Below are 25,248 nucleotides of genomic sequence, written 5' to 3'. Positions count from 1 at the left end.
GACAGGCCCTAAGGCCCTGGGCCTCCCACCTGCCCGGTCGGTCCCACTGGCCCCGGCAGCCCCGCCGATCCCGCCCGGGTATGCGGCCGTCAGCCGACGTGGCCGCCGATCAGCCAACCCAGCAGGTAGGTCACCCCGGCCGCCGCCCCACCCAGCACCAGCTGCCGGAGCCCGCTGTACCACCAGCTGCGCGCCGTCACCCGGGCCACCACCGCGCCGCAGGCGAACAGGCCGAGCATCGAGAGCACCAGCGCCGGCAGCAGCGAGGTCGCCCCCAGCAGGTACGGCAGCAGCGGCAGCAGCGCACCGACCGCGAAGCAGACGAACGAGGACCCGGCGGCGACCCACGGCGAGGGCAGGTCGTTGGGGTCGACGCCCAGCTCCTCCCGGGCGTGCACCTCCAGCGTCCGGTCCGGATCGGCGGACAGCTGCCGGGCCACCTCCTGCGCCAGCCCCGGCTCCACCCCGCGCGCGACGTACAGCTGCGCCAGCTCGGCCAGCTCGCCGTGCGGGTTGCGGCTGAGCTCCAGCCGCTCGGCCTCGATCTCGGCCTGCACCAGCTCGCGCTGCGAGGCCACCGAGGTGTACTCCCCCGCCGCCATCGAGCAGGCGCCGGCCGCCAGGCCCGCCAGTCCGGTCAGCACCACCGTGCCGCTGGAGACCGCGCCGCCGGTGACCCCGGTCATCAGCGCGAAGTTGGAGACCAGCCCGTCCATCGCACCGAACACGGCGGGCCGCAGCCAGCCGCCGTTCACATCACGGTGGTGCCCCGCGGCGGGAATGCGGGGGTGGTTCCCGGCCTCGGGTTCAAGGGTGGTCGCACTCACGGTTGTCGGGCCTCCGTCCGATCGTCTGATGAATCGAACGTAGTCCGCGCGGCCTGGGCATTTCCAGCAAAGTAAGGCTGTCCGAACAGCATTCCGGCCGCCCTCCGCGAAATGCGGAAGAGCGGCCGGAGGCGAGCGGACTCGCAGGTCAGGTGAGGTTCTTGGCGTTCTTGTCGGCCTGGTCCGCGGCCGTGTCGGCGTCCGCCTTTTCGTCCACGGGCCGAGACGGCTCGGCAATCTTCTCCGAGGCATCCGGGGCACCCGGGGCACCGGAGGCCGCCGGGGCGTCCGAGGGGTCGGTCGCCATCGGGTCGATGCTGGCCGGATCCTCCCGCCCCGGGCGCTTCTTCCCCACGATCACCAGGTAGGCGACGGCCCCGAGGAAGACCAGGATCGCGACCCAGTCGTTGATCCGCAGGCCGAGGACGTGGTGGGCCTCGTCGATCCGCAGCCACTCGGTCCAGAACCGGCCCACCGTGTACGCGGCGACGTACAGCGCGAAGGCCCGGCCGTGGCCGAGGGTGAACCGGCGGTCCGCCCAGATCACCAGCAGCGCGACCCCGACGCACCAGAGCGACTCGTAGAGGAAGGTCGGGTGGTAGATCCCGGTGACCACCTCGCCGCTCGGCAGCGTCTTGTCGATCTCCAGGCCCCACGGCAGGGTGGTCTCCCGGCCGTACAGCTCCTGGTTGAACCAGTTGCCCCAGCGGCCGAGCGCCTGGGCGAGCGCGATGCCCGGCGCGATGGCGTCGGCGTAGGCGGGCAGCGGCACACCCCGGCGGCGGGCGCCGATCCAGGCGCCGACCGCGCCGAGCGCGATGGCGCCCCAGATCCCGAGGCCGCCCTCCCAGATCTTGAGGGCGTTCCAGGGGTTGCGGCCCGCACCGAAGTACAGCTGGTGGTCGGTGATCACGTGGTAGAGCCGGCCGCCGACCAGGCCGAACGGCACAGCCCAGACGGCGATGTCGCCGACCGTGTGCTTGCCACCGCCCCGGGCGACCCAGCGCTTGCTGCCGAGCCAGACGGCCACGACGACACCGAGGATGATGCAGAAGGCGTAGGCGCGCAGCGGGATCGGTCCGAGGTAGAGGACGCCCCGCGACGGGCTGGGAATGTAGGCGATATCCATGGCAGCTCCGACGCTACAGGGTCTGCGGCCCGCCCCGGGCACCCCGTGGGTCACAGATGCCGAACAACGGCCGGTGGGCCGGGCCTGGTGCGCGGCCCCACCCGGGGTTTCAGCCGGGACCGCAGCCGGGACCGCAACCGGGGTTGCGCCGCCCCCTCCGGACGGGGAGGGGGCGGCGGCGGCCGACCGGGGGCGGGGTCCAGGGCCTAGCCGGCGTTCGGCGAGGGGTTGTTGCTCTCCGAGGCGGTGCTGGTCGGCGCCGGGGTCTGGCCGTTCGAGCCGGGGGTGCCGAGCTGCTTGCCCTGGTTCGCCGCGTCCACCCACTTCACCAGGTTCGCCGGGCTGATCTCCTCGCTGCCGTTCTTCGGGTAGATCGGCTGGCCGTTGAGCAGCACCGTCGGCGTCGACTTGTAGCTGGACTTGTCGAAGTCCTGCTGGACCGCGGACACCCACCCGCCGAACTTGTTGTCGTTGACGCAGGCCTCGAAGGCGGGTGTGTCCAGGCCGTTGACCTGCTTGGCGAGGCTGATCAGCGTCGCCTTGTCGCCGAAGGCGTCGTTGGTCTCGTCCGGCTGGTTGCGGTAGAGCACGTCGTGGTAGTCGCGGAAGTGCCCGGCGTCCTGCGCACAGGCCAGCGCGTTGGCCCCGTACTTGGAGCCCTTGCCCGGGACGGCCCGGTCGATGAACGACACGATGTGGTAGTTGGAGTAGATCTTGCCCGCGTCCTCCAACTGGTCGATGGTCGGCGCGAAGTCGCGCTCGAAGGTGCCGCAGGCGGGGCAGCGCGGGTCCTCGTAGACGGTGAGGACGGACGGGGCGTTCGCGGCGCCGACCGGGATGACCAGGTTCTTGTCGCCGATCGCGCCGGCCGGGGCCGCGGTCGGGGTCTCCGGCTTGGAGCGCTGGTTCTGCACCACCACGCCGGTGACCACGGCGGCGGCGATCACCGCCAGCACCACCCCGCCGACCACCAGCTTCTTCTTGCGCCGGGCGCCGGCCTCGTCGGCCGCCCGCTCCGCCAGCATCCGCTCGCGGGCGGTGCGCTTGCCTTCTCGGTTCTTCTCGCTCATTGCCTTGGACATCCAGGTCGGGGGTGGGGGCAGGGTCGGGGGTGGAGGTGCGGCCGGTCTGCGCCGGCCGGGCCCGGTCCGGTCGGCTAGCTCGCCAGCCAGCCGTCCACCGAGAGCCTGGTGCGGGGCCGCCAGAGCAGCCAGCCGGCCAGCAGCAGGAACCCGGTGTCGCGCAGGATCTCCTGCAGGTACTCGGTCTGCGAGGCGTCCACCGCCCCGCCGCCGCCGAAGCAGCCGCAGTCGATCGAGATGCCGCGCGCCCAGGCGGAGGCGATCCCGGCGATGAAGGCGAGCAGCAGCAGCGCGGAGACCGCGGCCACCAGCCGGACGCCGAGCCCGATCACCAGCAGCAGCGCGAGCGCCAGCTCCAGGAAGGGCAGCGCGTAGCCGACCGGCTTGACCAGCGACTCGGGCAGGATCTCGTAGGCGCGCACCGCCTGGGCGGCCTCGGCCGGGTCGGCGATCTTGGCCAGACCGGCCCAGCCCCAGACCACGGCGAGGCCGAGCCGGGCGGCCGTACCGATCCACTCCGTCCAGGCCGGCCACGGCGCCCGCGCGGTGCCACCGCGCCGCGCCGGACCGGGCCGCGCCGGGTCACCGGGCTGCACTGGGTCACCGGGCTGCGCTGCCGGGCCGGCCATCGGGAAACCCCCCTCGGGAAACACGTTCACTTCCTGATGAACCGTAAGGGATGAAGGGCGGTTCCTCCATATTCAGGAATTAAGCCGTATGGGTGACACCTGATGACGATGTGTCCGAATACGTTCCCATCGTGTTCTAGCGCCCGTTCGGGACGCAGCCCGGCGGCCGCCCCGGGTCGTAGAGGTCCTGGCGGCCCTCGTGCTCCGAGCGGGTGGCCCGGACCGCCGCGTCCACCCGGGCCGCCTCGGCGCAGACGTACGCGTCCCGCTCGGCCCGCTCCGCACCCCGCCTGGCCAGCGCGTGCCCGACCGCGGTGTCCGCCCCGACGGCGGCGCACAGGGCGAGGGCGGCCGCGGCCGCCCGCAGCAGGACGGCTCGCTGGAGACACGGCACCGGCAGACCCCTTCGCTCGCTTCGCGCCCGCCTCTGGCCCCGGGCTCGTCGTTCGTGCACTCGTCCCTCCACTCAACGCCGGTCAACCCCGGCTGATGCGTGTCCCCGGCAGTGTTCACCCGTTCGGGGTGGCCGGGCCGCCGCCGGGAACGCCCGACGGCCCGCCGCCCCCGGTACAGCGGGGCGACGGGCCGTCGGACGGAGCGCGGTGGAACGCGGTCGAGCAGGGTGGACTACCGGCGGCGGACTCCCGCGGCCAGCTCGCCGGCCAGGCCGCGGACGGCGTCCAGCGCGGCCTGCTCGTCCCCGTCGGCGTCCAGGATCCGCTGGACGAAGGCCGAGCCGACGATCACACCGTCCGCGAAGCCGGCCACCTCGGCGGCCTGCACCGCCGTCGAGACGCCGAGGCCGACGCAGACCGGCAGGTCGGTGGTGGCCCTGGTCCGGGCGACCAGGTCCTCGGCGAGGTTGCCGACCCGGGCCCGGGTGCCGGTCACGCCCATCACGGCGGCCGCGTACACGAAGCCGCTGCCCGCCGCGGTGACCTCGGCAAGGCGCTTGTCCCGGCTGCTCGGGGCGACCACGAACACGGTGTCCAGCCCGTGCTCGTCCGCCGCCTTGCGCCACTCCTCGGACTCCTCCACCGGCAGGTCCGGCAGGATGCATCCCGCCCCGCCCGCGGCGGCCAGGTCCGCGGCGAAGCGCGCGGTGCCGTAGCGGTCGACCGGGTTCCAGTACGTCATGACCAGGACCGCCGCCTCGGGGTGCGCGGCGGCCACCTCCTGGACGGTGCGCAGCACGTCCTTGATCCGCACGCCGCCGCGCAGCGCGATGTCGTCGGCGGTCTGGATGGTCGGGCCGTCCAGCACCGGGTCGGAGTGCGGCAGGCCGACCTCGACGATGTCGCAGCCGCCCTCGATCAGCGCGTTGACCGCGCGCACGCCGCCGTCCACGCTCGGGAAGCCGGCCGGCAGGTAGCCGATCAGCGCGGCGCGGTTCTCCGCCTTGGCGGCGGCCAGGATGCCGCTGAGCTTCGAAGCCATGGTCACTTACCCCCGTCAGCGGCGCCGTTGGCAGCCTCGTCGTACAGGCCGAAGTACTCGGCCGCGGTGTGCATGTCCTTGTCGCCGCGCCCGGAGAGCGAGACCAGGATGGTGGCCTCGGGCCCGAGCTCGCGGCCCAGCTCCAGGGCGCCGGCCAGCGCGTGGGCGCTCTCGATGGCCGGGATGATGCCCTCGGTGCGGGACAGCAGCCGCAGCGCCTGCATGGCGGCGTCGTCGGTGACCGGGCGGTACTCGGCCCGGCCGGTGTCCTTCAGCCAGGCGTGCTCCGGGCCGACGCCCGGGTAGTCCAGGCCGGCCGAGATCGAGTGCGACTCGATGGTCTGGCCGTCCTCGTCCTGCAGCACGTAGGTCCGCGAGCCGTGCAGCACACCCGGGTCGCCCTTGGTGAGGGTGGCGGCGTGCTTCGGGGTCTCGGCGCCCTCGCCGGCCGCCTCGCAGCCGATCAGGCGCACCCCGGCGTCCGGGATGAACTCGTGGAAGATGCCCATCGCGTTGGAGCCGCCGCCCACGCAGGCGACGACGGCGTCCGGCAGCCGCCCGGTCCGGTCCAGCACCTGCTGACGGGCCTCGACGCCGATCACCCGGTGGAAGTCGCGGACCATCATCGGGAAGGGGTGCGGGCCGGCCACGGTGCCGAACAGGTAGTGCGTGGAGTCCACGTTGGCGACCCAGTCGCGGAACGCCTCGTTGATGGCGTCCTTGAGCGTGCGGCTGCCGGACGTCACCGAGACCACCTCGGCGCCGAGCATCCGCATCCGGGCGACGTTCAGCGCCTGCCGCCGGGTGTCGACCTCGCCCATGTAGATGGTGCAGTCGAAGCCGAACAGCGCGCAGGCGGTGGCGGTGGCCACGCCGTGCTGGCCGGCCCCGGTCTCGGCGATGATCCGGGTCTTGCCCATCCGCCTGGTGAGCAGGGCCTGGCCCAGCACGTTGTTGATCTTGTGCGAGCCGGTGTGGTTGAGGTCCTCGCGCTTGAGCAGGACGCGCGCGCCCCCCGCCTCGGCGGAGAAGCGGTGGACGTCGGTCAGCGGGCTGGGACGGCCGGTGTAGTCCTTGAGCAGCCCGTCCAGCTCGGCGGCGAACGCCGGGTCGGCCTTGGCCTTCTCGTACTCGTCGGCGACCTGTTCGACGGCGGCGACCAGCGCCTCCGGAATGAAGCGGCCCCCGTAGGCACCGAAGTAGCCGCGGGCGTCCGGCACCTCGGCGCCGGGCAGGTAGTCCTTCTCGGACATGGTGGAGTCCTTCTGGAAGATGACGGCAGTGACGTCGGAACGGCTGGCTCAGCCGTGCGACCTGCGCCATCGACGGCCGGGCACCTGTCCGGGCTCGCAACCGATCACGTAGCGCACCCGCCTGCCCAGCACCCGGCGTGCGGGCGCGCGGCAGCCGCGCGGGCGGCAGCCGGGGGCGAGGCGGGAGGCTAGTTTCATGGCGGCGCGGTCAGTCCTTGTGCCGCAGCGCGGGGTGCGCGCCGGCCGCGACCAGGTCGGCGACGGCCGCCCGCGGGTCCTTGCCGGTCACCAGGGACTCGCCGACCAGCACCGCGTCGGCGCCGAGGTTGGCGTAGGAGATCACGTCCAGCGGACCGCGCACACCGGACTCGGCGACCTTGACGACGTGGTCCGGGATGGCGTGGACGACGTTGCCGAAGGTGTTGCGGTCCACCTCGAGGGTCTTGAGGTTGCGGGCGTTGACGCCGATGATGCGCGCCCCGGCGTCGACCGCGCGGGCGATCTCCTCCTCGTCGTGCACCTCCACCAGCGGCGTGAGGCCGATCGACTCGGCGCGCTCGATCAGCGACACCAGGGCCGGCTGGTCGAGGGCGGCGACGATCAGCAGCGCGAGGTCGGCGCCGTGGGCTCGGGCCTCCCACAGCTGGTAGGCGGTGACGATGAAGTCCTTGCGCAGCACCGGGGTGTCCACCGCGGCGCGGACGCTGTCCAGGTCCGCGAGGGAGCCGCCGAAGCGGCGCTGCTCGGTCAGGACGCTGATCGCGGCGGCGCCGCCGAGCGCGTAGTCGCGGGCCAGTGCGGCCGGATCGGCGATCGCGGCCAGTGCGCCCTTGGACGGGCTGGAGCGCTTGACCTCGCAGATCACCCGGACACCGTCGCCGCGCAGGGCCGCGACGCCGTCCTTGGCGTCGGGGGCCTTGGCGGCGATCTCCTTGAGCTCGTCCAGGGAGACCTTGGCCTGGCGCTCGGCGAGGTCCTCGAGGACACCTTCGACAATCGTTTCGAGCACAGTCATACGCCCACCTCGCTCCGCTCGGCAGGCGCTGCGCGCAACACGCACCTGACACTTGTTCGCTCGCTCACGCGGGCGCCCCCATCATTTCTGCCGGCTCGGCCGGCCAGGGGCCGGGCGGCCAAACGGCCAGCCGGCCCTTCGATGGTATCGGCACCGGGGAGCGCGGGGCGCATCCACCCGGCGTGCGTCTCGCGGACCGGACGCCCCCCGAGGCGGCTCCCAGCTGCGGTTTCACACCTTTTACACCGGCTGTCGGACTCATACCAGCGGTGGCGCCAGTCCCGCCCCGACGGGCAGGTTGCGCACGACCGTGAACACCAGCACCAGCAGCGCGATCAGCGCCCAGCGCCGCGCCCCCGGCGCGATCCGCGGCGCCGGGCCGCCGACCGCCACGGCCCACAGCCAGCGCAGCCAGAGCACCGCCAGCACCGCGAACAGCAGCACCGCGGACGCGTTGTCGTGCAGGGCGCCGGAGAGGTCCCCGTGGGCGAGCGCGTGGACGCAGCGCAGGCCGCCGCAGCCGGGGCACCACCAGCCGGTGGCCGCCAGGAAGGGGCAGTCGGGGTAGTGGCCGGGGGCGTTGGGGTCCACCGCGGCGATGTACACGGCGGGGACGGCCACGGCGGCCAGGGCGGCCAGCGGCGGGCCCAGCCTGCGCAGCACGGGCGGCCGGGTGGAGGCGGTGGGAGCGGCGTTCACGCCCATGATTGTGCCCGCCCGGCGCAAGCGGGGGGCAGAACGAAACGGCGGGCGTGGCGCCCGCCGTTCGGCCGTACGAGGGGTCGCGCGTCAGGCGGTGACGGCGGCGGCCGCCGCAGCACGGTCCTCAAGGGTCTCCACGTGCGGGCTGGGCTGCTTGCCCATCCCGGCCATCGACATGGCCTTGCCGACCACGCCGCCGAGCACGACGACCGCCAGGCCGGCCCAGACGATCAGCACCGACGGGAGGATCATCGCCACGCCCGAGATCGCGAAGCCGACGAACGCGATGGTCACGCCGGTCCAGGCGGCGGGGTTGTGGCCGTGTGCTGCTGCCGACATCTGCGGTGCTCCTTGGTTCTCCGGGGCCCGGCCGGGCCCACGGGCCCCTGGCGGGTTGACGTGTTCCATTGTGCCGGGCCACACGGCGCTCACCCAAAGGGGGTGCTCGTCTATCGGGTCACACCCGCGCGGGCCCGCTCGCGGCGCTCAGCCGGCGGTCGGGTCCTCGCCCCGGTCCAGCGCCTTCCACAGGTCGGCCGGGCTCTCGGCGGCCTTTGCGGGCGCCTTGCGGGTCGGCGCGTCGTAGCGGCTGCCCATGGTCGGCCAGCCCCGGCCGTACCGGACGGTCAGCAGCCCGGCCAGCGCCAGCAGCAGTCCGCCGAGCAGCGCCAGCCAGGGCCAGGCGGTGTGGCTGATCCCGGTGGCCTGGGTGCCGGACAGCGCCAGCTTGCGGGCCGCCTCGGCGTGCAGCGCCGTGCTGTCGCCCGCCCCGGCCGCCGCCGTGGCGGCCACCCCGAGGCCGGACAGCAGCGTGAGCACCCCGACCGCGATCCGTCCGACGCCGCGCACCGCGAACACCGCGACCGCCGCCGCCAGCGCCACCAGGGCCAGCCCGCCGGGCAGTTCGGAGATCCGGCTGCCGGTGGCGGACACCTCCAGCATCCCGGCGGCCGATCCGGCGACCCGGCCCTCGGCCCAGACCCGGCCGACGGCGGTCAGCACCAGGACGGCGCCGAGCGCGGTCAGCAGCAGCATCACGCCGAGCATCCGCCGCCCGACCGCGGCGGGGGCGGGGGCGGTAGCTGCGGGGGCGGCTTCGGCACGGGGCTGGGTAGGAACGCTCACCCGTCCACTATCCACGACCCTGCGCGCCGCCCCTACTCCGGGTCCGCCGGGAACCCGTCGGTGGACAGCACCAGGGTCCGGTCCGCCAGCGGCAGGAACAGGTCGTTGCCGAAGGGCACCCGCTCCGCCTCCCGGTAGTTCCCGGTGCGCTGCGGGGCGCTGTGCACCGTGCAGACCGCCTCGGCCACGTCCACCACGACGTAGAGCGGGATCCCGCACTGGGCGTACGTCCGGACCTTCCCGAGGCGGTCCTCGTCCCGGTCCGAGGGCGAGGCCACCTCGATCACCGCTTCGAGGTCGTGCCACTCGAACCGGTGACGGGCGTTGCGCTCCGCCCCCGGGGCGACGACCGCCAGGTCGGGGGCGTAGCCGAAGCGCGGCGAGGGGAAGTCGATCATGACGTCCGACAGCACCCGGCCGTGTCCCGCGAGCTGCGCCCTGATCTGCGGCGCCGCGCTGAGGACGACCTCCCACCGGCTCTCCCCGTGGGGCGTCATGATGATCTTCCCGTCCGTGATCTCCACCCGGTAGCCGCGCGGAGGGTTGACACCTTCGAGCGCCTCCCAGGCGCTCTCCGTGCTCGCCGACGTCATCCCGGCCGCCTTCCCTCAGCGGTTCAACGCGCCCGTCGTCCTCACGATAGCGGCGTGCGCAGCGTGTTCGCGGTGGCCACGGCCCGCAGGACGGCGGCGGCCTTGTTGCGGCACTCGGTGTCCTCGCCGTGCGGGTCGGAGTCGGCGACCACGCCCGCGCCGGCCTGGACGTAGGCGGTGCCGTCCCGCAGCACCGCGGTGCGGATGGCGATCGCGGTGTCGGAGTCCCCGGCGAAGTCCAGGTAGCCGACGCAGCCGCCGTACAGGCCCCGGCGGGTGGGCTCCAACTCCTCGATGATGCGCATCGCGCGCGGCTTCGGCGCGCCGGAGAGGGTGCCGGCCGGGAAACAGGCGGTGAGCACGTCGAAGGCCGTCCGCCCGGGGGCGACCCGGCCGGTGACGGTGGAGACGATGTGCATGACGTGGCTGTAGCGCTCGATGTGCATGAAGTCGACCACCTCCACGCTGCCGGGCTCGCAGACCCGGCCGAGGTCGTTGCGGCCGAGGTCGACCAGCATCAGGTGCTCGGCCCGCTCCTTGGGGTCGGCCAGCAGCTCGGCGGCGAGCCCGGCGTCCTCCTGCGGGGTGGCGCCGCGGTGCCGGGTGCCGGCGATCGGGTGCAGCATCGCCTCGCCGTCGGTGACCTTGACCAGCGCCTCCGGGCTGGAGCCGACCACGTCGAAGCCGCCCTCCGCGGTGCCGTCCGGGCCGGGGAACCGGAACAGGTACATGTACGGGCTGGGGTTGGTGGTGCGCAGCACCCGGTAGACGTCCAGCGCGGAGGCCGGGCAGGGCGCCTCGAAGCGCTGCGAGGGCACCACCTGGAAGGCCTCGCCGGCCCGGATCCGCTCCTTGATCTCCTCGACGGCGGCCCGGTAGGGCGCCCCGCCGAACGGTGAGTGGACGTCGCCGGCGCCGGCCGGGGTGAAGGTCGCCAGGCCCGGGTCGACCGGCTTCAGCAGGTCGGCCTCCATCGCGTCCAGCCGGGCCACCGCGTCCGCGTAGGCCTCGTCGGCGCCGCTGGCCAGGTCGTTGTGGTTGACGGCGTTGGCGATCAGCAGCACCGTGCCGTCCACGTGGTCGAGCACGGCGAGGTCGGTGGCGAGCAGCATGGTCAGCTCGGGCAGCCGCAGGTCGTCCGGGTTGAGGTCGGGCAGCTTCTCCAGCCGGCGCACGACGTCGTAGCCGAGGTAGCCGACCAGTCCCCCGGTGAGCGGCGGCAGGCCGTCGTCGGCGCGGCGCGGGGTGTGCAGGGCGTCCAGGGCGGCGCGCAGCACCTGCAGCGGGTCGCCGGAGGTGGGGATGCCGACCGGCGGGGCGCCGAGCCAGCGGGCGTTGCCGTCCTGGTCCGCGGTGAGGGTGGCGGCGCTGCGCACGCCCACGAAGGAGTAGCGGGACCAGCTGCGGCCCTGTTCGGCGGACTCCAGCAGGAAGGTGCCGGGGCGCTCGCCCGCGAGGCTGCGGTAGAGGCCGATCGGGGTGAGACCGTCCGCGAGGAGCCTGCGGGTGACCGGGATGACCCGGGTGTCGACGGCGAGCTTGCGGAAGGCTTCGAGGTCCATGGAGAGCGGCACCTTCTGGTCGTGGCGGAGTGTGGGGGTCAGGCGAGCGGGAGCACGTCGGCGTCGAAGCAGGTGCGGTCGCCGGTGTGGCAGGCGGCGCCGGTCTGGTCGACCCGGACCAGCAGGGTGTCGCCGTCGCAGTCCAGGGCGACGGACTTGACCTGCTGGACGTGGCCGGAGGTGTCGCCCTTGACCCAGTACTCGCGCCGGCTGCGGCTCCAGTAGGTGCAGCGGCCGGTGGTCAGGGTGCGGTGCAGGGCCTCGTCGTCCATCCAGCCGAGCATCAGCACCTCGCCGGTGTCGTACTGCTGCGCGACGGCCGGGAGCAGGCCCTCCTCGGTGCGCTTGAGGCGGGCGGCGATCTCGGGGGCCAGGGCGGTGCTGCCGGGGGCGGCGGGTGTGGTGGACATGGCCCCATTGTGTCAGTCCGGTCCGGCCCGCCGGGCGGGTGCCGAGGCCGGTCCGGCCCGCCGGTCGGACCTCATGGCCGCTCGCAGCCCGCCGGCCAGATCCGGTGGACGTGGAGCCCGGCCTGCTGGGCGAGCCCGGCGACCCGGGCGGGCTCGCCGTCCGGGGTACCGTCCCAGACCGCGATCACCTCGTCGACCATGCCGACCAGGGCGCGCGCGGTGTCGTCGCCGAGGCCGCCGTGCTCGACGGCGGCGAGCCGGTGGACGGCGTTGGCCTCGTTCATCAGCCGCAGTCTCGTCCCCCGGTGGTGGTCGTCTGCGCGGCCGACGAGGGGCGCCCCGGCGGGGACGAGCACCTCCAGCTTGCCGCCGTGCTCCAGCACGGACCGGGCGAACCAGCTCTCCGGGCCCTCGTCGACGCAGCTGACGCCGACCAGCTCGTACGGGCCGAAGGTGGTGACCAGCCGCCAGAGCTCCCCGCGGACCAGCATCTCGGTGATGCCACCCGACAGGCCCCGGTGACCGGTGATTCCGACGCGCATCCGCATACTCCTGGGATCGTGTCGTGCCACGGGGAGCCTATCGGACCAGTGCGACAGGTCCGCTCGTACGAGTTGTGCCAACCGCCTGCCGAGACGGCCCCGGTTGGGCCATCCTCGTGCCCATGAGCACCGAGCAGCCGCCCGAAGCCGCCTCCCGTCCCTCCCGCGGGCTGGTCATCGCCGTCGCGGCGGTCCTCGCCGTGCTGCTGGCCGTGGTCGCCACCGTGCTGCTCTGGCCGGAGGACCGGCCGGTCGCGCTGCCGCCGCCGCAGCCCTCCCCCACCGCGACCACCCCGAGTCCGACGCCCACGCCGAGCCCCACCCCGACGCCGACCCCGACCAGGGTGGTCCCGTACCCGTTCCTCCCGCTCGGAGCCTGCTTCGACCACCCGCAGCTCAGCAAGGGGATCACCAGGCCGGAGGCCCGGCCCTGCGAGGGCGAGCACGACGGCGAGTCGATCGCGGCCCTGCTGCTGCCGGACGGCCTGACCGCCGAGAGCCAGATCACCAAGGCCATGCGGGACGCCTGCAAGGAGCCGCTGGCCGCCGCCGAGGCCCGCCAGGGCGGCGGAGGCCCGTACTACGGCTTCCCCTTCGGCCCGGCGATGACGGTCTACCAGCAGGGCTGGCGGGACTTCAGCTGCACGATGACGGCGAGCAACCGCCAGGGCGGCACCAGGCTCACCGGCCACCTGCGCTAAGCCCCCGCCAGTCCCCGGGCGCTTCCTCACCCTAGGCTGGGCCGCATGTCGAACCATGCCCTCGCCGAGCGCCACCGACTGGCCGAACTCCTGGCCGCCGCCGGGCCGGACGCCCCCACCCTCTGCACCGGGTGGACCACCCGGGACCTCGCCGCCCACCTGGTGATCCGCGAGCACCGGCCGGACGCGGCGGCCGGCATCCGGATCGGCCCGCTGGCCGACTGGACCCGCCGGGTGCAGAGCGGCTACGCCGAGCGCCCGTACGAGGAGCTGCTGCGGGTGTTCCGGGCCGGCCCGCCGGTGCTCTCGCTGTTCGCGCTGCCCGGCGCCGACGAGGCGGCGAACACGGTGGAGTACTTCGTGCACGCCGAGGACGTCCGCCGGGCCGGCGGGTCCTGGCAGCCGCAGCCGGTGCCGCCCGGCCGGGCCGCGGCGCTCTGGCGGCGGCTGCCGATGCTGGCCAGGCTGGAGGCGGGCCGCCGTTCCCCCGTCCGGCTGGAGCTGCGCCGTCCGGACGGCCCGGACGACCCGGGCGTGACCGTCGGCCCCGCCGGGGCCCCGGTCGTCCGGATCACCGGCGAGCCGGGCGAGCTGGTGCTCTTCGTCTACGGCCGGGGGGCCCGCACCGAGCTGGCCGTGGACGGCCCGCCGGACGCGGTCACCGCGCTGCGCCACGTGCTGCCGCTGCCCTAGGGCCTGGACCGGTCCCGGCTGCGGATGTCAGTGGCGGGGTGCAGACTCGCAGATGGTCGGGGAGGGGTGCCCGAGCGCCCTCGACAAGCCGCCCGGCCGCTCTTTCCCGTCGTTAGGAGCACCACCTCATGCTCACCACCGACTTTCCCACCGGCTCGCCCTGCTGGATCGACCTCGGCGCCCCGGATCCGGCCGCGGCCGCCGCCTTCTACGGGGCGGTGTTCGGCTGGACGTTCCAGCAGCTCGGCCCGGAGGCCGGCGGCTACGGCTTCCTCCAGCTGGACGGCAAGACGGTGGGCGCCGTCGGGCCGCTCACCGAGGAGGGCGCCCGGTCCACCTGGACGACGTACTTCAAAACGCCTGACGCGGACGCCACGGCCAAGGCCGTCGAGCAGGCCGGCGGCACCGTCCGGGTCGCGCCCTTCGACGTGATGGACGCCGGGCGGATGGCCCAGCTCACCGACCCGCAGGGTGCGCAGTTCGCGATCTGGCAGGCCGGCTCGACCACCGGGCTGGACGTGGTGTCCAGCGACAACGCCCTGGTCTGGTCCGAGCTGCACACCACCGACCAGGAGGCCGGATTCGGCTTCTACCGGACGGTGTTCGACTGGCGCTCGGAGAAGTTCCCGGCCCCCGGTATGACGTACCTGGTGGTCTCCACCGCCGAGGGCGACCAGCAGGCCACCAGCTTCGGCGGCATCGCCCCGATCATGTCGGAGGGCCAGCCGCCCTCCTGGACGCCGTACTTCGCCACCGAGCAGGTCGACGAGCTGGTCCGCCGGGCGCAGGAGGCCGGCGGCGCGGTGCTGATGGCCGCCGAGGACGTCCCCGAGGTCGGCCGGATCGCCTGGCTGGCGGACCCGTCCGGCGCGCCGTTCGCCCTGATCAAGGGCGAGCCGCGGCAGGGGTCCTGAGGCCCGGCCCCGGTGCTGTCCGCGGGCGCGGACAGCACCGGGCGCAGCTCAGCGCACCGGGTGCCCGGCCTCGCGCAGCGCGTTCTTGACCTCGCCGATCCGCAGGTCGCCGAAGTGGAAGACGCTGGCCGCCAGCACGGCGTCCGCGCCGGCCTCCACCGCGGGGGCGAAGTCGGCGAGCCGGCCGGCGCCGCCGGAGGCGATCACCGGGACGGAGACGGTCTTGCGGACGGCCCCGATCAGCTCCAGGTCGTAGCCGTCCTTGGTGCCGTCCGCGTCCATCGAGTTGAGCAGGATCTCGCCCGCGCCCAGCTCCGCCGCGCGGCCCGCCCACTCGACGGCGTCCAGGCCGGTGCCCTGCCGTCCGCCGTGCGTGGTGACCTCGAAGCCCGAGGCGGTCTCGGTGCCCGGGGGGCAGCGCCGGGCGTCCACCGAGAGCACCAGCACCTGGCGGCCGAAGCGCTGCGCGATCTCCCGGATCAGCTCGGGGCGGGCGATCGCCGCGGTGTTGACGCCGACCTTGTCGGCGCCGGCCCGCAGCAGCTTGTCGACGTCCTCGACGGCGCGGATGCCGCCGCCGACGGTCAGCGGGATGAACACCTGCTCGGCGGTGCGGCGGACCACGTCGTAGGTGGTCTCGCGGTCCCCCGAGGAGGCGGTGATGTCGAGGAAGGTCAGCTCGTCGGCGCCCTCGGCGTCGTAGAGCTTGGCCATCTCGACCGGGTCGCCGGCGTCGCGCAGGTTCTGGAAGTTGACACCCTTGACCACCCGGCCGGCGTCGACGTCCAGACAGGGGATGACACGTACGGCGAGGGTCACGGCTGTTGGCCTTCCAGAGTGCTTGCGAGCCCGGCACGGTAGGCGTCGAGTTCGACCTCGACCATCATCCGGGAGTCGATCAGGCCGTCGACGACCACCATGGTGGCCGCCGGGCGGGTGTCGGCGAAGAGGGTGCGGTGCGCGCGGCCCACCTCGTCGGCGTCGCGGGCGTGGGTGATGTACATCCGGGTGCGGACCACGTCGTCCGCCGTCAGTCCGTACGCGGCCAGGGCCGTGAGGCCGACGCCGAAGGCGGCGAGGGTCTGCCGGTACGGGTCGCCCTCGTGCTCGATCCTTCCGTCGACCCAGGCGGTGGAGCCGGCCACGTGGACGTGGTCCCCGGCCGCCACCGCCCGCGCGTAGCCGAACTGGTCCTCCCAGGGGGAGAATCCGCCGACCCGACCGCGTACGATCTGACGTTCCGTCATCCTGAAACCGCCTCCAGGGCCTCTTCGAGGGTGAACTTCTGCTCGTAGAGTGCCTTGCCCACGATGGCCCCCTCGACACCCTCGCCGACCAGGGTTGCGATGGCCCGCAGGTCGTCGAGCGAGGAGACGCCGCCGGAGGCGACCACCGGCTTGTCGGTGGCGGCGCAGACGTCGCGCAGCAGCTGGAGGTTGGGGCCGGTCAGGGTGCCGTCCCGGTTGACGTCGGTGACGACGTAGCGGGCGCAGCCCTCGGCGTCCAGGCGGGCCAGCACGTCGAAGAGCTGGCCGCCGTCGCGGGTCCAGCCGCGGCCGCGCAGGGTGGTGCCGACCACGTCCAGGCCGACGGCGATCTGGTCGCCGTGCTCGGCGATGACCTTGGCGACCCACTCGGGGCTCTCCAGGGCGGCGGTGCCGAGGTTGACCCGGGTGCAGCCGGTGGCCAGGGCGGCGGCCAGCGACTCGTCGTCGCGGATGCCGCCGGACAGCTCGACCTTGATGTCGAGCGCGCCGGTGACCTCGCGCAGCAGGTCGCGGTTGGTGCCGGTGCCGAAGGCGGCGTCCAGGTCGACCAGGTGGAGCCACTCGGCGCCGGCGTTCTGCCAGGCGAGGGCGGCGGCGAGCGGCTCGCCGAAGGAGGTCTCGGTGCCGGAGGCGCCCTTGACCAGGCGGACGGCCTGGCCGTCGCGGACGTCGACGGCGGGGAGCAGTTCGAGGCGACTCATCGTTGTGACAACTCTCAGACGGTCAGAGGGTGTTGACCCAGTTGGTCAGCAGGGCGGCGCCGGCGTCGCCGGACTTCTCGGGGTGGAACTGGGTGGCCCAGAGCGGGCCGTTCTCGACGGCGGCGACGAACGGCTGCCCGTGCGTGGCCCAGGTGACGAGCGGGGCGTGCATCCGGGCGCTGTGGACCTCCAGCTCCCAGCGGCGCACGCCGTAGGAGTGCACGAAGTAGAAGCGGGTGTCGGTGTCGAGCCCGGCGAAGAGCCGGCTGCCCTCGGGGGCGTCGACGGTGTTCCACCCCATGTGCGGGACGACCGGGGCCTCCAGCGGCTCGACGGTGCCGGGCCACTCGTCGCAGCCGGCCGTCTCCACGCCGTGCTCGACCCCCTTCTCGAAGAGGATCTGCATGCCGACGCAGATGCCCAGCACCGGCCGGCCGCCGGCCAGCCGGCGGCCGATGATCTGCTCGCCGCGGACGGCCTTCAGCCCGCGCATGCAGGCCTCGAAGGCGCCGACGCCGGGGACGAGCAGGCCGTCCGCGTCCAGTGCGGTCCGGAAGTCGGAGGTGACGGTGACGTTCGCCCCGGTGCGCTCCACGGCGCGCTGGGCCGAGCGGAGGTTGCCCGACCCGTAGTCGAGTACGACGACGTTCTTGCCCATGTTCAGGTGTCCAAGTCTCTCAGCGGGTCCTGGCGGCTCTCCTCGCACCGGGCCGTGTCCGACACGGCCCGGTGCGGGGCGGGGCCTAGAGGCGCATGGCTCCGGAGGCCAGGCAGAGCACCGAGCCGATGGCGAGCACGGCGATGACGCCCTTCGGGAGCTTCTGCTTCCAGAACGAGATCACCCCGCCGGCCAGGAAGAGTCCGACGAAGAGGAGGACGATCGCGGACTTGCTCACAGCGCACCCTTGGTAGACGGGAGGATGCCGGCCGCGCGCGGGTCGCGCTCGGCGGCGTAGCGCAGGGCCCGGGCCAGCGCCTTGAACTGGCACTCCACGATGTGGTGCGCGTTGCGCCCGTACGGCACGTGGACGTGCAGGGCGATCTGGGCCTGGGCCACGAAGGACTCCAGGATGTGCCGGGTCATGGTGGTGTCGTAGGCGCCGATCATCGGCGCCATGTTCTCCGGCTCGGTGTGCACCAGGTAGGGGCGGCCGGAGAGGTCGACGGTGACCTGGGCGAGCGACTCGTCCAGCGGCACCGTGCAGTTGCCGAAGCGGTAGATGCCCACCTTGTCGCCGAGCGCCTGCTTGAAGGCGGCGCCCAGCGCGAGGGCGGTGTCCTCGATGGTGTGGTGGGTGTCGATGTGCAGGTCGCCGTCGGTCTTCACGGTGAGGTCGAAGAGGCCGTGGCGGCCGAGCTGGTCGAGCATGTGGTCGTAGAACCCGACGCCCGTGGAGATGTCGGTCCGGCCGGTGCCGTCGAGGTCGATCTCGACCAGGACCGAGGTCTCCTTGGTGGTGCGCTCGATGCGTCCGATACGGGACATACGGGGTTACAGCTCCTTGATCACAAGTCGGACGGCGTCCAGGAAGGCGTCGTTCTCGGCGGGGGTGCCGGCGGTGACGCGCAGCCACCCGGGGACACCGTTGTCGCGGACCAGGACGCCGTGGTCGAGGATGGCCTGCCAGACCGCGTGGGTGTCGTCGAAGCGGCCGAACTGGACGAAGTTGGCGTCCGAGTCGGTCACCTGCAGCCCGAGGCCGCGCAGCGCGTCGACCAGCCGGTCGCGCTCGGTCTTGAGCCGGCCGACGTAGCCGAGCAGGGTGTCGGTGTGCTCCAGGCAGGCCAGTGCGGTGGCCTGGGTGACGGCCGACAGGTGGTACGGCAGCCGGACCAGCTGCACCGCGTCCACCACGGCCGCGTCGGCGGCCAGGTAGCCCAGGCGCAGCCCGGCCGCGCCGAAGGCCTTCGACATGGTGCGGGTGACCACCAGGTTGGGGCGGCCCTCCAGCAGCGGCAGCAGCGAGGCGCGGTGCGAGAACTCGACGTACGCCTCGTCGACGACCACCAGGCTGGGCCGGGCGGCCTGCGCGGCCTCGTACAGCGCCAGCACGGTGTCGGCGGCGACGGCGGTGCCGGTCGGGTTGTTCGGCGAGCAGACGAAGACCACGTTCGGCCGGTGCTCGGCGATCGCCCGGACGGCGGCGTCGAGGTCGATGGTGAAGTCCTCGTTGCGCGGCCCGGAGATCCACTCGGTGCCGGTGCCCCGCGAGATCAGGGCGTGCATCGAGTACGAGGGCTCGAAGCCGAGCGCGACCCGGCCAGGCCCGCCGAAGGTCTGCAGCAGCTGCTGGAGCACCTCGTTGGAGCCGTTGGCGGCCCAGACCTGCTCGCGGCTGCGGGCGAACCCGGTGGTCCGGGTCAGGTACCCGGCCAGGCCCTCACGCAGCTCGACCGCGTCCCGGTCGGGGTAGCGGTTGAGGTTGCGGGCGGCCTCGGCGACCCGCTCGGCGATCCGGGCGACCAGCTCCTCGGGCAGCTGGTACGGGTTCTCGTTGGTGTTGAGCTGGACGGGGACGTCCAGCTGCGGCGCACCGTAGGGGGACTGCCCGCGCAGCTCGTCGCGGATGGGGAGGTCGTTCAGGTTCATGCGCCGGGCACACTCCAGTCGCTCTGCCAGTTCTTCTCGTCTCCGACGAAACGCGCCTTGACGGCGTCGCCGTGGCCCGGCAGGTCCTCGGCGTCCGCGAGGTTGACGACGTGCGCGGCGATGCCGGCCAGTGCCTCGCGGTCGTACTCGACGACCTGGACCCCGCGCAGGAAGGTCTGCACGGACAGCCCGGCCGAGTGGCAGGCGCAGCCGCCGGTCGGCAGCACGTGGTTGGAGCCGGCCGCGTAGTCGCCCAGCGAGACCGGGGTGTAGCGGCCGATGAAGATCGCGCCGGCGTTGCGGACCTTGGCGGAGACCGCGTGGGCGTCCCGGGTCTGGATCTCCAGGTGCTCGGCGGCGTAGGCGTTCACCACGGCCAGGCCCTGCTCCAGGTCGTCGACCAGGATGATGCCGGACTGCCGGCCGCCCAGCGCCTCGGCCACCCGCTCGCCGTGCTTGGTCCGGGCGGTCTGGATCTTCAGCTCGGCCTCCACCGCCTCGGCCAGCGCGGGCGAGTCGGTGACCAGCACCGAGCCCGAGGTCGGGCCGTGCTCGGCCTGGCTGATCAGGTCGGCGGCGACCTCGGCCGGGTCGGCGCTGTCGTCGGCGAGGACGGCGATCTCGGTCGGACCGGCCTCGGAGTCGATGCCGATCCGGCCCGCGAAGTAGCGCTTGGCCGCGGCCACGTAGATGTTGCCCGGGCCGGTGACCATGTTCACCGGCTCGCACTCCTCGGTGCCGAGCGCGAACATGGCGACCGCCTGGGCGCCGCCGACCGCGTACACCTCGGTGACGCCGAGCAGCGCGCAGGCCGCCAGGATCGTCGGGTGCACCCGGCCGCCGAAGGCCTTCTGCGGCGGCGAGGTCACCGCGATGCCGGCCACCCCGGCCTCCTGCGCGGGCACCACGTTCATCACCACGGAGGACGGGTACACGGCGAGGCCGCCGGGCACGTAGAGGCCGACCCGGTCCACCGGGACCCAGCGCTGGGTGACCGTGCCGCCCGGCACGACCTGGGTGGTGTGCCCGCTGCGGCGCTGGTCCGCGTGGACCAGCCGGGCGCGGCGGATCGACTCCTCCAGCGCGGCGCGGACCTTCGGGTCCAGCGTCTCCAGGGCCTCGGCGATCTGCTCGGCGGGCACCCGGGTGGTCTCCAGCCGCACACCGTCGAACCGCTCGGTGATCTCGATCAGCGCCGCGACCCCGCGATGGTGCACGTCCTCGGCGATCGGCCGCACCGTCTCCAGGGCGGCCGCGACGTCGAACTCGGCACGGGGCAGCAGGTCACGCGGGTCGTCGAGCGAGCCGCGGAGGTCGATTCGAGAGATCACGCCACCCAGTGTAAGGAGTGGCCGGAACCGGCGGCCCCGCATTTCAGTCCGTGATACGAAAGGCGAGACGACCGGGGGAGACGGGGGAACGATGGCGGATCGCGCGCCGGACGGCTGGACGCAGGTGGAGCAGGGGCTCTGGGAGGCGTTCCGGCAGGGCGAGGTGTATGACCGGCGCACCCGTGACGCCGAACAGGACGACCCCTTCGGCGACGCCGTCTGGGACCCCGGGCGCACCGTCCGCGCCGAGGTGCTGGCGCGTCTGCTGCTGGACGGGCCGACGGCCGCCCCGGGCCGGGTCGCCTCGCTGCGGCTGAGCGGGGTACTGGTCACCGGCTCGCTCAACCTGGCCGGCGGCGCCATCGACCACTACGTCGAGGTGCACGACTGCCGCTTCGAGCAGAAGATCCTGATCTCCGAGGCGGAGGCCGGCACGCTGCGCTTCGTCAACTGCCGGATACCCCGGCTGGAGGCCTCCCGCCTGGCCACCTCGGGCGACCTGCACCTGGCCCGCTGCCGGATCCCGCAGGGAATACGGCTGACCGACGCCCGGATCGGCACCGACCTGCTGCTCAACCAGGCCGTCCTCGGCGGCGACCGCTTCGGCCGGGCGCTGTCCGCCGACGGCATGGCCGTCAGCCAGGACTTCGAGGCCGACCGGATGGAGTCCCGCGGCGAGGTGAGCCTGCGGACCGCCCGGATCGGCGGCCGGCTCTCGCTGCGCGGCGCCCAGCTGCACGCCGTCCCGGAGAACCCGACCGTCCTCAACGCGGTCCGGATAACCGTCGGCCACACCGCCTACCTCAGCGGGTCGGTGGACGGCGGCTGGCACAGCTCGCAGACCTACTACGGCTCCGGCTACGGGCAGACCCCGCCGCCCGGCGCGCCGACCACCCCGTTCCGCGCCCACGGACAGGTCAGGCTCTCCGACGGCCGGTTCGAGGCCGCCTGTCTGCTCTCCGACGCCGAGTTCCACCTCCGCCCGGGCGACGAGCTCGCCCTGCGCCGCATCCAGACCCCCGAGCTGCGGTTCACCTGCCGGCTCCCGGCCGGCGGCGCCGTCTCGCTCTCCCGCGCCCGGGTCGGCAACCTGGTCGACGCCCCCGGCTCCTGGCCGCACGGCAGGTTCCTCGGCCTCACCGGCTTCACCTACGAGTGCCTGCGCCCGGCCGTCCCGTTCACCATCCAGCAGCGGATCGCCTGGCTGGAGGACTCCTCGGTGGAGTTCCAGCCCGAGTCGTACGAGCAGCTGGCCTCCGCGCTGCGCCGCGACGGCGCCGACGACGACGCCCGCGAGGTGCTCTACGCCAAGCAGCGCCGCCGCCGGCAGAGCCTGCCGCTGCCGGCCCGGCTCTGGGGCCGGATCCAGGACGCCACCGTCGGCTACGGCTACCGGCCCGGCCGGGCCGCCCTGTGGCTGCTGCTCGCCTGGGCGCTCGGCAGCGTCTACTTCGCGACCCACGAGCTGCAGCCGCTCAAGGCCGACGAGCGGCCGCACTGGAACCCGGTGCTGTACGCGCTCGGCCAGCTGCTGCCGGTCGTCGACCTCGGCCAGCAGGGCTGGAACCCCGGCGGCGCCGCCCAGTGGGTGGCCTCCGGGCTGGTGGTGGTCGGCTGGATCCTGGCCACCACGGTCGCCGCCGGCGCCTCCCGGATGCTCCAGCGCGGATAACCCGGCGGCATTCGCCCGGTCCGGGGAACTACGCTGTCCGCCGTGACAGAACGGCTGCCGCTCTTCCCGCTGAACACCGTGCTCTACCCGGGGCTGGTGATGCCCCTGAACGTCTTCGAGGAGCGCTACCGCCGTCTGGTCGCCGACCTGCTGGCCGGCCCGGAGGACCGGCCGCGCCGCTTCGGCGTCCTCGCCATCCGGGACGGCCGCGAGGTCGCCCCGGTCCGCCCGGGCGAGGGCCCGGCCGGACCGCTCGACGGCCTCGGCACCGTCACCGGGGATCCGCTGGAGGCGATGCACCACATCGGGTGCGTGGCCGACATCGCCTCGGTGCAGGAGCAGCCGGACGGCCGCTACGAGCTGCTGGTCACCGGCACCACCCGGTTCCGGCTGCGCTCGGCGGACACCGGCGGACCGTACCTGACCGGTGAGATCGAGCCGATCGAGGAGGAGCCCGGCGAGGGCGCCGGGGCGCTGGCCGCCGGCGTGGAGCGGGCCTTCCGGGCGTACCAGAAGCGGCTCGCCGGGGCCCGCGAGGCCAGCACCGTCGGCCGCCAGGACCTGCCCGACGACCCGCAGGTGCTCTCCTACCTGGTCGCGGCCGCCTCGGTGTTCGACACCCCGGTCAAGCAGCGGCTGCTGGCCTGCCCCGACACCGCCCAGCGGCTGACCGCCGAGCTGGAGCTGCTGCGCCGCGAGACGGCCGTGCTGTCCTGGCTGCCGTCGCTGCCCGCCGTCGACCTCACCCGCCAGGCCTTCAGCCCCAACTGAGCCCGCGACCGGGCCCGCGACCGGGCCCCCTACCGAGGACCTCCATGGCCAGGAAACCGAAGAAGGGCGGCCAGGGCACGCCCGCCACCGTCGCCCTGGAGAACGCCGCGGTGCCCTTCACCGTCCACGCGTACGAGCACGACCCGGCCGCCGCCTCCTACGGCGGGGAGGCCGCGCAGGCCCTCGGCATCCCGGCCGACCGGGTGTTCAAGACCCTGGTCGCCGAGGTCGACGGCGTCCTGACGGTCGGCGTCGTCCCGGTGGCCGGGCAGCTGGACCTCAAGGCCCTCGCGGCGGCCGTCGGCGGCAAACGGGCGGCGATGGCCGACCCGGCGGCGGCGGAGCGCAGCAGCGGCTACGTGCTCGGCGGGATCTCCCCGCTCGGCCAGCGCCGCGCCCTGCGCACCGTGGTGGACGACAGCGCGCTCGCCCACCCCACGGTGTACGTCTCGGCGGGCCGGCGCGGCCTGGAGGTCGAACTCTCCCCCGCCGACCTGATCGCCCTCACCACCGCCCGGACCGCCCCGATCGGCCGCTAGGCCGCCTAAGCCGTAGGCCTGTCCGGCCGGTGGTCGTGGGTCGGTGCGTCGTGGGTCGGTGCGTCCTGGGTCGGTCCGGCCTGGAGCGGCTGCCCGTCCTGGCCGGGCGCCGGCGCCGCGTAGGGTCCGGCCCAGTACGGCGGCGGGTCCTCCTCGCGCTTGCCGAACGCGGCCGAGAAGGCCAGCAGCGCCACCATCGCGACCATCGGCCAGACCAGCAGCGCCCCGTGCGCGCCCAGCTCCAGGGCCGCGTCGAAGTGTCCGCCGTTGCCGGCCTTCGAGGCCTGCGCGATCAGGTCGTCGCCCGGCCCCATCCAGATGCCCAGCCGCCACCCGGCCACCGACCCGAGCAGGCCGCCGAGCGCCAGCCCGACCGCGACGGCGATACCGCCGCCGCGCCGCCGGGACAACAGGAAGGCGCCCAGCGCGGTCACGATGCCCGCGCCCAGTCCGATCAGCGCGAACACGGAGTCGGCGCCGGCCCGCTGCTCGCCCTCGGGGTCGCCGTACAGGATCCGGTTGCCGTCGACCACCAGCGGCACCTTCGGCGCCAGCCACACCCACAGCGCCGCCACGACCAGGCCCAGCAGGACGCAGACCAGGGTGATGAGCACGCCCAGCCGCAGCTCGGGCAGCAGCCGTTGCAGCCGCTCCCGCCCGGTCGGCCGGCCGAGCGGCGCCAGATCCAGGGCGGGCGGCGGCCCGTACGGGTTCGGGGCGGCGTCCGGGCGGCGCTCGACGGCGGCGTCCGCATCGGTGCCCGCCGCGGTACGCGCGGGATCCGGAGGTGTGTTCGGTACGGTCACAGGGCCATCGTTTCACGATCGCCACCCGGACGACCGCGCCACCCGCACACCGCCCGCCCGGGCGGCCGGGCACGCCCTACCGGGTGGTCGCCCGCCGGTACGCCCAGGTGGCGACGGCCAGCGAGACCACGCCGACCCCCGCACAGACCGCCAGGTCGCCCATCACCCGGGTCCAGTCCGGATCGGGCGTGAACGTACGGGCGAAGGCCTCCACCCCGTACGTGGACGGCAGCAGGTCCCGCAGCCAGAGCACCGGCTGCGGCAGGTTGTCCACCGGGAGCACCCCCAGCAGCAGCGCCGCCGACATCCCGAGCTGCCCGAGCATGGTGGCGATCTCCTGCCGGGGCGCGAGCAGCCCGCAGGCCGCGCCGAGCCCGGAGAGCGCCGCACCGGCCAGCGGCACCACCGCGAGCAGCATCCACAGCTGCGCCATCGACAGCCCGAACATCCAGGCCCCGACGGCCGCCGTCACCAGCGCCCCGGGCAGCGTGAAGGACGCGTACGCGGCGGCCGCGCCGAGCACCACCGAGGCGGCCGGCACCGGCAGCGTCGCGTAGTGGTCGAGCCCGCCGGTGGCCCGCAGCCGGCCGAAGTACTGGGCGAGCAGGTTCAGCGCCACGAAGGCCACCACCAGCACGCTGGAGCCGGCCACCACCGAGCGCGCCGCCGAGGTCTCCCCCGGGTCGACGACGCCCCGCATCATCACCAGGATGCCCAGCGACTGGAAGGTGGCCACGAACAGCAGCGGGATGCGCGCCACCTTGGCCCGCGCCAGCTGCGCCCGGTAGACGGCGGCCAGCGCGGGCAGCAGCCGCGCGGCGGGCGCCAGCGGGGCGGGCCCCTCGTCCGCCGCGGCCGTGGCCTGCGGGGGCGCCGAGAGCAGGGTCATCGCCGGGCACCCCCTCGCGGGCACCGCGGGCACCTCGGCCCGCTCCGGCCGCCGGGGCCGCTCCGTG

Annotated in this window: 32 protein-coding genes; 6 read left to right on the top strand and 26 right to left on the bottom strand. The window is 74.0% G+C overall.

Features of this window, described 5'->3' with window-relative positions:
- Window positions 1–89 precede the first annotated feature (89 nt).
- The 16 genes from ACIGZJ_RS02465 to ACIGZJ_RS02390 all read right to left on the bottom strand — a co-directional run bounded on the left by ACIGZJ_RS02465 (window position 90) and on the right by ACIGZJ_RS02390 (window position 12,306).
- Window positions 90–782 (bottom strand): VIT1/CCC1 transporter family protein, encoded by a 693-nt coding sequence (locus ACIGZJ_RS02465; RefSeq protein ID WP_392928313.1) that lies wholly within the window; start codon window positions 780–782, stop codon window positions 90–92.
- Between the two features lie 193 nt (window positions 783–975).
- On the bottom strand, window positions 976–1,956 hold the full coding sequence (lgt, locus tag ACIGZJ_RS02460) for a prolipoprotein diacylglyceryl transferase (RefSeq protein ID WP_396455525.1): 981 nt from the start codon (window positions 1,954–1,956) through the stop codon (window positions 976–978).
- Window positions 1,957–2,162: 206 nt separating this feature from the next.
- Window positions 2,163–3,026, bottom strand: coding sequence for a DsbA family protein (locus ACIGZJ_RS02455; protein ID WP_396455524.1), 864 nt, complete (start codon window positions 3,024–3,026; stop codon window positions 2,163–2,165).
- 86 nt (window positions 3,027–3,112) lie between these two features.
- Window positions 3,113–3,634 carry a MauE/DoxX family redox-associated membrane protein gene (locus tag ACIGZJ_RS02450; protein WP_392927800.1) on the bottom strand — a complete coding sequence of 174 codons (522 nt, stop codon included), beginning with the start codon at window positions 3,632–3,634 and terminating at the stop codon, window positions 3,113–3,115.
- 169 nt (window positions 3,635–3,803) lie between these two features.
- Entirely contained in the window at window positions 3,804–4,061 is a 258-nt protein-coding gene (locus ACIGZJ_RS02445) for a hypothetical protein (protein WP_396455523.1), read from the bottom strand.
- A gap of 233 nt (window positions 4,062–4,294) precedes the next feature.
- Complete coding sequence (gene trpA / locus ACIGZJ_RS02440; protein WP_392927796.1) at window positions 4,295–5,104, bottom strand: tryptophan synthase subunit alpha; 810 nt, start codon at window positions 5,102–5,104, stop codon at window positions 4,295–4,297.
- A 2-nt stretch (window positions 5,105–5,106) separates the two neighbouring features.
- Entirely contained in the window at window positions 5,107–6,357 is a 1,251-nt protein-coding gene (gene trpB / locus ACIGZJ_RS02435; RefSeq protein WP_396455522.1) for a tryptophan synthase subunit beta, read from the bottom strand.
- Window positions 6,358–6,405: 48 nt separating this feature from the next.
- The gene (gene trpM / locus ACIGZJ_RS02430) at window positions 6,406–6,555 is read right to left on the bottom strand and encodes a tryptophan biosynthesis modulator TrpM (RefSeq protein ID WP_392927793.1); all 150 of its coding nucleotides are present in this window, start codon (window positions 6,553–6,555) and stop codon (window positions 6,406–6,408) included.
- Between the two features lie 10 nt (window positions 6,556–6,565).
- Entirely contained in the window at window positions 6,566–7,372 is an 807-nt protein-coding gene (trpC, locus tag ACIGZJ_RS02425) for an indole-3-glycerol phosphate synthase TrpC (RefSeq protein ID WP_392927791.1), read from the bottom strand.
- 258 nt (window positions 7,373–7,630) lie between these two features.
- Window positions 7,631–8,077: a DUF2752 domain-containing protein gene (locus ACIGZJ_RS02420; RefSeq protein WP_396455521.1), complete on the bottom strand. Its 447-nt coding sequence runs from the start codon at window positions 8,075–8,077 to the stop codon at window positions 7,631–7,633.
- A gap of 84 nt (window positions 8,078–8,161) precedes the next feature.
- Complete coding sequence (locus ACIGZJ_RS02415; protein WP_392927788.1) at window positions 8,162–8,413, bottom strand: HGxxPAAW family protein; 252 nt, start codon at window positions 8,411–8,413, stop codon at window positions 8,162–8,164.
- Window positions 8,414–8,560: 147 nt separating this feature from the next.
- On the bottom strand, window positions 8,561–9,199 hold the full coding sequence (locus tag ACIGZJ_RS02410; protein ID WP_396455520.1) for a TIGR02234 family membrane protein: 639 nt from the start codon (window positions 9,197–9,199) through the stop codon (window positions 8,561–8,563).
- A gap of 32 nt (window positions 9,200–9,231) precedes the next feature.
- The gene (locus ACIGZJ_RS02405) at window positions 9,232–9,792 is read right to left on the bottom strand and encodes a Uma2 family endonuclease (protein ID WP_396455519.1); all 561 of its coding nucleotides are present in this window, start codon (window positions 9,790–9,792) and stop codon (window positions 9,232–9,234) included.
- A gap of 41 nt (window positions 9,793–9,833) precedes the next feature.
- The gene (locus ACIGZJ_RS02400) at window positions 9,834–11,354 is read right to left on the bottom strand and encodes an anthranilate synthase component I (protein ID WP_396455518.1); all 1,521 of its coding nucleotides are present in this window, start codon (window positions 11,352–11,354) and stop codon (window positions 9,834–9,836) included.
- A 38-nt stretch (window positions 11,355–11,392) separates the two neighbouring features.
- Window positions 11,393–11,764, bottom strand: coding sequence for a phosphoribosyl-AMP cyclohydrolase (gene hisI / locus ACIGZJ_RS02395; RefSeq protein WP_392927781.1), 372 nt, complete (start codon window positions 11,762–11,764; stop codon window positions 11,393–11,395).
- A 71-nt stretch (window positions 11,765–11,835) separates the two neighbouring features.
- The gene (locus ACIGZJ_RS02390; protein WP_396455517.1) at window positions 11,836–12,306 is read right to left on the bottom strand and encodes a hypothetical protein; all 471 of its coding nucleotides are present in this window, start codon (window positions 12,304–12,306) and stop codon (window positions 11,836–11,838) included.
- Window positions 12,307–12,428: 122 nt separating this feature from the next.
- Here ACIGZJ_RS02390 and ACIGZJ_RS02385 point away from each other — a divergent pair, with 122 nt between their 5' ends.
- From ACIGZJ_RS02385 to ACIGZJ_RS02375, 3 genes are all read left to right on the top strand, one after another.
- Complete coding sequence (locus ACIGZJ_RS02385; RefSeq protein ID WP_392927776.1) at window positions 12,429–13,007, top strand: hypothetical protein; 579 nt, start codon at window positions 12,429–12,431, stop codon at window positions 13,005–13,007.
- 45 nt (window positions 13,008–13,052) lie between these two features.
- Window positions 13,053–13,700 (top strand): TIGR03085 family metal-binding protein, encoded by a 648-nt coding sequence (locus ACIGZJ_RS02380; RefSeq protein ID WP_396455516.1) that lies wholly within the window; start codon window positions 13,053–13,055, stop codon window positions 13,698–13,700.
- Between the two features lie 128 nt (window positions 13,701–13,828).
- Window positions 13,829–14,614 (top strand): VOC family protein, encoded by a 786-nt coding sequence (locus ACIGZJ_RS02375; protein ID WP_396455515.1) that lies wholly within the window; start codon window positions 13,829–13,831, stop codon window positions 14,612–14,614.
- Between the two features lie 48 nt (window positions 14,615–14,662).
- Here the strand turns inward: ACIGZJ_RS02375 and hisF are convergent, their stop codons facing one another.
- From hisF to hisD, 8 genes are all read right to left on the bottom strand, one after another.
- Window positions 14,663–15,433 carry an imidazole glycerol phosphate synthase subunit HisF gene (hisF, locus tag ACIGZJ_RS02370; RefSeq protein ID WP_387940530.1) on the bottom strand — a complete coding sequence of 257 codons (771 nt, stop codon included), beginning with the start codon at window positions 15,431–15,433 and terminating at the stop codon, window positions 14,663–14,665.
- Window positions 15,430–15,861 (bottom strand): RidA family protein, encoded by a 432-nt coding sequence (locus ACIGZJ_RS02365; protein WP_396455514.1) that lies wholly within the window; start codon window positions 15,859–15,861, stop codon window positions 15,430–15,432. Before ACIGZJ_RS02365 ends, hisF begins: the two co-directional genes overlap by 4 nt.
- The gene (gene priA, locus ACIGZJ_RS02360) at window positions 15,858–16,583 is read right to left on the bottom strand and encodes a bifunctional 1-(5-phosphoribosyl)-5-((5-phosphoribosylamino)methylideneamino)imidazole-4-carboxamide isomerase/phosphoribosylanthranilate isomerase PriA (protein WP_392927766.1); all 726 of its coding nucleotides are present in this window, start codon (window positions 16,581–16,583) and stop codon (window positions 15,858–15,860) included. Before priA ends, ACIGZJ_RS02365 begins: the two co-directional genes overlap by 4 nt.
- A gap of 22 nt (window positions 16,584–16,605) precedes the next feature.
- Window positions 16,606–17,241 carry an imidazole glycerol phosphate synthase subunit HisH gene (gene hisH, locus ACIGZJ_RS02355; protein ID WP_396455513.1) on the bottom strand — a complete coding sequence of 212 codons (636 nt, stop codon included), beginning with the start codon at window positions 17,239–17,241 and terminating at the stop codon, window positions 16,606–16,608.
- Window positions 17,242–17,326: 85 nt separating this feature from the next.
- Window positions 17,327–17,479 carry a hypothetical protein gene (locus tag ACIGZJ_RS02350; protein WP_392927762.1) on the bottom strand — a complete coding sequence of 51 codons (153 nt, stop codon included), beginning with the start codon at window positions 17,477–17,479 and terminating at the stop codon, window positions 17,327–17,329.
- A complete protein-coding gene (gene hisB, locus ACIGZJ_RS02345; protein ID WP_209411986.1) occupies window positions 17,476–18,069 on the bottom strand; it encodes an imidazoleglycerol-phosphate dehydratase HisB in 594 nt (197 codons plus the stop codon). Before hisB ends, ACIGZJ_RS02350 begins: the two co-directional genes overlap by 4 nt.
- Before the next feature lie 6 nt (window positions 18,070–18,075).
- Window positions 18,076–19,173 (bottom strand): histidinol-phosphate transaminase, encoded by a 1,098-nt coding sequence (locus tag ACIGZJ_RS02340; RefSeq protein ID WP_396455512.1) that lies wholly within the window; start codon window positions 19,171–19,173, stop codon window positions 18,076–18,078.
- Complete coding sequence (hisD, locus tag ACIGZJ_RS02335) at window positions 19,170–20,504, bottom strand: histidinol dehydrogenase (RefSeq protein WP_396455511.1); 1,335 nt, start codon at window positions 20,502–20,504, stop codon at window positions 19,170–19,172. Before hisD ends, ACIGZJ_RS02340 begins: the two co-directional genes overlap by 4 nt.
- A 91-nt stretch (window positions 20,505–20,595) precedes the next feature.
- Between hisD and ACIGZJ_RS02330 the strand changes: the two genes are divergently transcribed.
- From ACIGZJ_RS02330 to ybaK, 3 genes are all read left to right on the top strand, one after another.
- The gene (locus ACIGZJ_RS02330) at window positions 20,596–22,176 is read left to right on the top strand and encodes an oxidoreductase (protein WP_396455510.1); all 1,581 of its coding nucleotides are present in this window, start codon (window positions 20,596–20,598) and stop codon (window positions 22,174–22,176) included.
- Between the two features lie 99 nt (window positions 22,177–22,275).
- Window positions 22,276–22,947 carry an LON peptidase substrate-binding domain-containing protein gene (locus ACIGZJ_RS02325; RefSeq protein ID WP_387940663.1) on the top strand — a complete coding sequence of 224 codons (672 nt, stop codon included), beginning with the start codon at window positions 22,276–22,278 and terminating at the stop codon, window positions 22,945–22,947.
- 44 nt (window positions 22,948–22,991) lie between these two features.
- Window positions 22,992–23,486, top strand: a complete 495-nt coding sequence (gene ybaK / locus ACIGZJ_RS02320; protein WP_396455509.1) for a Cys-tRNA(Pro) deacylase — start codon at window positions 22,992–22,994, stop codon at window positions 23,484–23,486.
- Window positions 23,487–23,491: 5 nt separating this feature from the next.
- Here the strand turns inward: ybaK and ACIGZJ_RS02315 are convergent, their stop codons facing one another.
- Entirely contained in the window at window positions 23,492–24,292 is an 801-nt protein-coding gene (locus ACIGZJ_RS02315) for a hypothetical protein (protein ID WP_396455508.1), read from the bottom strand.
- 76 nt (window positions 24,293–24,368) lie between these two features.
- Window positions 24,369–25,181 carry an ABC transporter permease gene (locus tag ACIGZJ_RS02310; protein ID WP_392927751.1) on the bottom strand — a complete coding sequence of 271 codons (813 nt, stop codon included), beginning with the start codon at window positions 25,179–25,181 and terminating at the stop codon, window positions 24,369–24,371.
- Window positions 25,182–25,248: the final 67 nt, after the last annotated feature.

Origin of the sequence: Kitasatospora sp. NPDC052868, assembly GCF_044547105.1 — a bacterium.
GTDB lineage: Bacteria > Actinomycetota > Actinomycetes > Streptomycetales > Streptomycetaceae > Kitasatospora.
This window is presented reverse-complemented; position numbering and strand designations above follow the sequence as displayed.

Excerpts from the sequence above, each read along its gene's own strand:
- hisI (WP_392927781.1), bottom strand. The coding sequence starts at position 11,764 with ATGTCCACCACACCCGCCGCCCCCGGCAGCACCGCCCTGGCCCCCGAG.
- ACIGZJ_RS02325 (WP_387940663.1), top strand. The coding sequence starts at position 22,276 with ATGCCCCTGAACGTCTTCGAGGAGCGCTACCGCCGTCTGGTCGCCGAC.
- ACIGZJ_RS02385 (WP_392927776.1), top strand. The coding sequence starts at position 12,429 with ATGAGCACCGAGCAGCCGCCCGAAGCCGCCTCCCGTCCCTCCCGCGGG.
- ACIGZJ_RS02405 (WP_396455519.1), bottom strand. The coding sequence starts at position 9,792 with ATGACGTCGGCGAGCACGGAGAGCGCCTGGGAGGCGCTCGAAGGTGTC.
- trpC (WP_392927791.1), bottom strand. The coding sequence starts at position 7,372 with ATGACTGTGCTCGAAACGATTGTCGAAGGTGTCCTCGAGGACCTCGCC.
- ybaK (WP_396455509.1), top strand. The coding sequence starts at position 22,992 with ATGGCCAGGAAACCGAAGAAGGGCGGCCAGGGCACGCCCGCCACCGTC.
- ACIGZJ_RS02340 (WP_396455512.1), bottom strand. The coding sequence starts at position 19,173 with ATGAACCTGAACGACCTCCCCATCCGCGACGAGCTGCGCGGGCAGTCC.
- trpA (WP_392927796.1), bottom strand. The coding sequence starts at position 5,104 with ATGGCTTCGAAGCTCAGCGGCATCCTGGCCGCCGCCAAGGCGGAGAAC.
- ACIGZJ_RS02380 (WP_396455516.1), top strand. The coding sequence starts at position 13,053 with ATGTCGAACCATGCCCTCGCCGAGCGCCACCGACTGGCCGAACTCCTG.
- ACIGZJ_RS02390 (WP_396455517.1), bottom strand. The coding sequence starts at position 12,306 with ATGCGCGTCGGAATCACCGGTCACCGGGGCCTGTCGGGTGGCATCACC.
- ACIGZJ_RS02415 (WP_392927788.1), bottom strand. The coding sequence starts at position 8,413 with ATGTCGGCAGCAGCACACGGCCACAACCCCGCCGCCTGGACCGGCGTG.
- hisB (WP_209411986.1), bottom strand. The coding sequence starts at position 18,069 with ATGTCCCGTATCGGACGCATCGAGCGCACCACCAAGGAGACCTCGGTC.
- ACIGZJ_RS02310 (WP_392927751.1), bottom strand. The coding sequence starts at position 25,181 with ATGACCCTGCTCTCGGCGCCCCCGCAGGCCACGGCCGCGGCGGACGAG.
- hisH (WP_396455513.1), bottom strand. The coding sequence starts at position 17,241 with ATGGGCAAGAACGTCGTCGTACTCGACTACGGGTCGGGCAACCTCCGC.
- ACIGZJ_RS02400 (WP_396455518.1), bottom strand. The coding sequence starts at position 11,354 with ATGGACCTCGAAGCCTTCCGCAAGCTCGCCGTCGACACCCGGGTCATC.
- lgt (WP_396455525.1), bottom strand. The coding sequence starts at position 1,956 with ATGGATATCGCCTACATTCCCAGCCCGTCGCGGGGCGTCCTCTACCTC.
- ACIGZJ_RS02330 (WP_396455510.1), top strand. The coding sequence starts at position 20,596 with ATGGCGGATCGCGCGCCGGACGGCTGGACGCAGGTGGAGCAGGGGCTC.
- ACIGZJ_RS02375 (WP_396455515.1), top strand. The coding sequence starts at position 13,829 with ATGCTCACCACCGACTTTCCCACCGGCTCGCCCTGCTGGATCGACCTC.
- trpB (WP_396455522.1), bottom strand. The coding sequence starts at position 6,357 with ATGTCCGAGAAGGACTACCTGCCCGGCGCCGAGGTGCCGGACGCCCGC.
- ACIGZJ_RS02365 (WP_396455514.1), bottom strand. The coding sequence starts at position 15,861 with ATGACGGAACGTCAGATCGTACGCGGTCGGGTCGGCGGATTCTCCCCC.
- trpM (WP_392927793.1), bottom strand. The coding sequence starts at position 6,555 with ATGAAACTAGCCTCCCGCCTCGCCCCCGGCTGCCGCCCGCGCGGCTGC.
- ACIGZJ_RS02420 (WP_396455521.1), bottom strand. The coding sequence starts at position 8,077 with ATGGGCGTGAACGCCGCTCCCACCGCCTCCACCCGGCCGCCCGTGCTG.
- ACIGZJ_RS02455 (WP_396455524.1), bottom strand. The coding sequence starts at position 3,026 with ATGAGCGAGAAGAACCGAGAAGGCAAGCGCACCGCCCGCGAGCGGATG.
- priA (WP_392927766.1), bottom strand. The coding sequence starts at position 16,583 with ATGAGTCGCCTCGAACTGCTCCCCGCCGTCGACGTCCGCGACGGCCAG.